Consider the following 4422-nt stretch of genomic DNA (forward strand, 5'->3'; position numbering starts at 1 on the left):
GATCGAAGGCGTCGCGCGTCGCCTCGCCGACGAAGACCAGCAGCGACAGCATCAGCGAGATGACGACGAAGCCGGAGATGCCGAGCCACGGCGCATTGAGGTTCCGCTGCGCCTGCTTGAGCAGTTCGCCGAGCGAGGCGGAGCCGGGCGGCAGGCCAAAGCCGAGGTAGTCGAGCGAGGTCAGCGTCGAGATCGAGCCTGAGAGCAGGAAGGGCATGAAGGTCAATGTCGCCACCATGGCGTTGGGCAGCAGGTGCCGGAACATGATGGTGCGGTTGGGCACGCCGAGCGCCCGGGCCGCGTTGACATATTCGAAATTGCGGGCGCGCAGGAACTCGGCCCGCACCACGCCGACCAGCGCCACCCAGGAGAACAGCAGCATCAGGCCGAGCAGGATGAAGAAGCCCGGCGGCAGGATGGCGGCGACGATGAGCAGGAGATAGAGCACCGGGATCGCCGACCAGATTTCGATGAAACGCTGGAACAAGAGATCCGTCCAGCCGCCGAAATAGCCTTGCACGGCGCCGGCCGCGACGCCGATCAAGGCCGAGCCGGCGGTCAGGATCAGGCCGAACAGCACCGAAATGCGGAAGCCGTAGATGACGCGCGCCAGCACGTCGCGCGCCTGGTCGTCGGTACCGAGCCAATTCCAGTTGCCGACGATGCAGGCGGGGTCGGCGGCACCCTTCGGATACTGGTTGCAGCGCTTCGTGGCGTCATACTGCCAAGACGGCCTGGCCGGCGCTGCTTCCGGAATGGCGTTGTTGACGGTCTGATAGGAGTAGCGCACCGGTGGCCAGATCATCCAGCCATTGGCGTTGATCTCGTCCTGGATGACCGGGTCGCGATAATCGGTGACGGCATAGAAACCGCCGAATTTTTCCTCGGGGTAGGCGACCAGCACCGGAAACAGGATCTCGCCCTTGTAGGAGGCGATGATCGGCTTGTCGTTGGCGATGAACTCGGAAAACAGCGACAGCACGAACAGGACGAGGAAGATCCACAGCGACCAGTAGCCGCGCCGGTTGGCTCTGAAGTTCTGCAGGCGCCGCTTGTTGAGCGGCGACAGAAACGGCCGCTTGATCCGCGCGGGTGCCGCGTCCACGGGGACTGTAGCCTCCGACATCAGATGTCTCTCCGCTCGAAATCGATGCGCGGATCGACCCAGGTGTAGAGCAGGTCGGACAAGAGACCGACGAACAGCCCGAGCAGCGAGAAGATGTAAAGATTGGCGAACACCACGGGATAGTCGCGCTCGACCACCGACCGGAAGCCGAGCAGGCCGAGGCCGTCGAGGGAAAAGATGTTCTCGATCAGCAGCGAGCCGGTGAAGAAGGCCGAGATGAAGGCGCCGGGAAAGCCGGCGATGACGATCAGCATGGCGTTGCGGAAGACGTGGCCGTAGAGCACCTGCCGTTCCGACAGGCCCTTGGCCCGCGCCGTCACCACATACTGCTTGCGGATTTCTTCGAGGAACGAGTTCTTGGTCAATAGCGTCGTGGTGGCGAAGGCCGACAGCACCAGCGCGGTCAGCGGCAAGGTCATGTGCCAGAAATAGTCGACGATCTTTCCCCACCAGGACAATTGATCCCAATTGTCCGAGGTGAGGCCGCGCAACGGAAACCAGTCCCAGAACGACCCGCCGGCAAACAGCACCATCAGCATGATGCCGAACAGGAAGCCCGGAATGGCATAGCCGACAATGACGACGCCGCTGGTCCAGACGTCGAAGGGAGTGCCGTCCTTGACCGCCTTGCGGATGCCGAGCGGGATCGAGATCAGGTAGGACAAAAGCGTGATCCACAGCCCGATCGAGATCGACACCGGCATCTTCTCCAGGATCAGGTCGAGCACCGAAATGTCGCGGAAATAGCTGTCGCCGAAATCGAAGCGGGCATAGTTCCACAGCATCATGCCGAAGCGCTCGAGCGGCGGCTTGTCGAAGCCGAACTGCTTTTCCAGCTTCTTGATGAATTCCGGATCGAGCCCCTGCGCCCCGCGATATTTCGAACTGACGTCACCGGCTGCATCGAAATTGCTGCCAGCGCCCGCGTCGCCGCCACCGCCGCCGAGGCGGTCGCTGCCGCCCTGATTGGTCAGCCGGGCGATGACCTGTTCGACCGGACCGCCGGGGGCGAACTGGATGACGGCGAAGGATATCGCCATGATGCCGAACAGGGTCGGGATCATCAACAGGATGCGGCGCAGGATATAGGCGCCCATCAGGCCTTTTGCCCCGCTTGAGCGAACATCTCAGCCTTTGCCAATTTTTGCCGCCTTGCCCTTATCGAACCACCACAGCGTCTCGACCGGAAAGCCGAAATCGGGCTTCTGTTCGACAAAGCCGAACATGTCCCAATAGGCGACGCGGTGATTCGCCAGATAGTATGTTGGAATCCAGTCCAGCCGCGCGCGCAAGACCCGGTCGAGCGCTCTGAGCGCCGTGACGAGTTCTATACGGTCTTTCGCCTTGCCGGCTGCCGCGATCAGGGCGTCGATGGCCTTGCTTTCCGTGCCCGGATAGTTGCGCTGCCCCGGGATTTTCGCCATCCGGGAATCATAGAGCATCTGCAGGCTGTCGTCGGTCGGCGTCGCCCCGATCGACCAATGCAGCAAGGCAAGATCGAAGTCGTAATTGCTGTGCCGCTGCTCATACTGCGCCGAATCGATTTGCCGGATCGATGCGTCGATCCCGATCGCCTTCATATTCTCGGACCAAGGGGTGTAGATGCGAACGATGCCGTCGTCCTCCGCCAGCATTTCGACCCGCAGCCGCTCACCCTTGTCGTTGACGACGAAACTGCCATCGCGCTTCCAGCCGGCCTGCGCAAGCAATCTCGAAGCCTCGCCCAGCAGCTTGCGGTCATGGCCCGAACCGTCGGAAAGGGGCTGCGTCACCGCTTCACCAAAAACCTCTGGCGGCAATTCGGCCCGGAACGGCTCCAGCAGGGCCAATTCCTCAGGCGAGGGCAGGCCTTCGGCCTTGTAATCCGACCGTTCGAAGTTCGATTGAGAACGCTCGTAGGAGCCGTAAAACAAGGCCCGCTTCATCCATTCGAAATCGAAGCACCTGGCGATCGCCCGCCGCACCCGCTCATCGCGGAATTGCGGACGACGCTGGTTCAGTGCGACGCTCTGCATGTCCGGCGTCTTCTCGCCGGGAAATTCCCGTTTGACGACCTTGCCGTCCTTCAGCGCCGGAAAGTCATATCCGGTCGCCCATACCCGTGAGGTGAATTCCTCGCGAAAATGCGTGTCGCCTTTCTTGAAGGCTTCGAACGCCGCCTGCCGGTCAAGATAGAAGTCGATGCGGATGCGGTCGAAATTGTAGAGGCCGCGGTTCACTGGGAGATCGCGGCCCCAATAGTCGGCCACGCGGTCATATTCGACAGTCTGTCCGGCCGCCACGCGTCCAATCTTGTAGGGACCCGAGCCAAGCGGCGGTGTCATGGTCGAGGCATCGAAATCATTGGCCGTATAAAAGGCCTTGGAGACGATCGGCATCCCCACGATCGCCAGGATGTTTTGCGCTGACTGTTCGCCGTTGAAAGTGAGGTTGACGGTGGCGGGATCGACCGCAACCGCGTCGGTCATGTACCGCAACGCCTGGGAAAGGTTCGGATGGCCCTTGTCCTTATAAAGCTTCAGCGCGAAGACAACGTCGTCCGCGGTCAGCGGCGAGCCGTCATGGAAACGCGCTTGCGGTCGCAGGGCGAAGCGGAAACCGTTGCGGTCTGGCGACAGGGTAACGGTTTCGGCGAGCAGGCCGTAGGCCGCATCCGGCTCATCGAGCGCGCTTGTCATCAGGGAATCGAAACAGAGTTCGGCGCGCGGCGGAGCCTCTCCCTTCAACACCAGGAAATTCAGGGTGTTGAAGGTCAGGAAGCTCTGATTGAGGGTCGAGTTCGGCGGCGCGAAATTCATCTGGCCGCCTTTTGGGGCGTCCGGATTGACGTAGTCGAAATGCGCGAAATCGGGGTTGTATTTGAGGTCGCCGAAGGCCGACAGGCCATGCAGCTTGGTGCCGGTCGCAATTTCGGCGAAGGCCCGGCCGGGCAACAAGGCGGCGGCTGCCGCGGCACTGCCCAGGGCCAGGAAGTCGCGGCGGGCAAGGGCCGCCATCAATTGCCACCCTTGTATTTGGCCGCCAGCGCCTTCTCCTTGTCCGGGTCGATCCACCAGGAATCGATGTCGGCTCCGGCATAGGCAGGCTGCTTGTCGGGGAATTTGAACTTGTCCCAATAGGCCAGCCACACCGCCGACCGGTAATATTGGGGAACCACGTAGAAGTTCCACAGCAGGATGCGGTCGAGCGCATGGGTGGCGGCGACGAGATCGTCGCGATCGGTCGCGAAGATAATGCGATCGACCGCATCCTGCTGTGGAACTTCTACGTGGTTCCCCAATATTACCGGTCGGCGG

The 4422-nt window shown here is 61.8% G+C and carries 3 protein-coding genes and 1 pseudogene; all 4 read right to left on the reverse strand.

The genetic code is table 11. From position 1 onward, the window contains the following. Positions 1 to 1126: ABC transporter permease (locus EN939_RS22555; RefSeq protein WP_164751148.1), on the reverse strand; the 1126-nt coding region annotated here is incomplete at its 3' end. After that, complete coding sequence (locus EN939_RS22560) at positions 1126 to 2223, reverse strand: microcin C ABC transporter permease YejB (protein ID WP_127269782.1); 1098 nt, start codon at positions 2221 to 2223, stop codon at positions 1126 to 1128. The genes EN939_RS22560 and EN939_RS22555, both read right to left, overlap by 1 nt. Positions 2224 to 2253: 30 nt before the next feature. Further along, a complete protein-coding gene (locus EN939_RS22565) occupies positions 2254 to 4122 on the reverse strand; it encodes an extracellular solute-binding protein (RefSeq protein WP_127269783.1) in 1869 nt (622 codons plus the stop codon). Then, a pseudogene (locus EN939_RS22570) lies at positions 4122 to 4422 on the reverse strand (ABC transporter substrate-binding protein); the annotation flags it as partial. The gene EN939_RS22565 and the pseudogene EN939_RS22570, both read right to left, overlap by 1 nt.

The organism is Mesorhizobium sp. M7A.F.Ca.CA.002.05.1.1 (assembly GCF_003998335.1).
Taxonomy (GTDB): Bacteria; Pseudomonadota; Alphaproteobacteria; order Rhizobiales; family Rhizobiaceae; genus Mesorhizobium.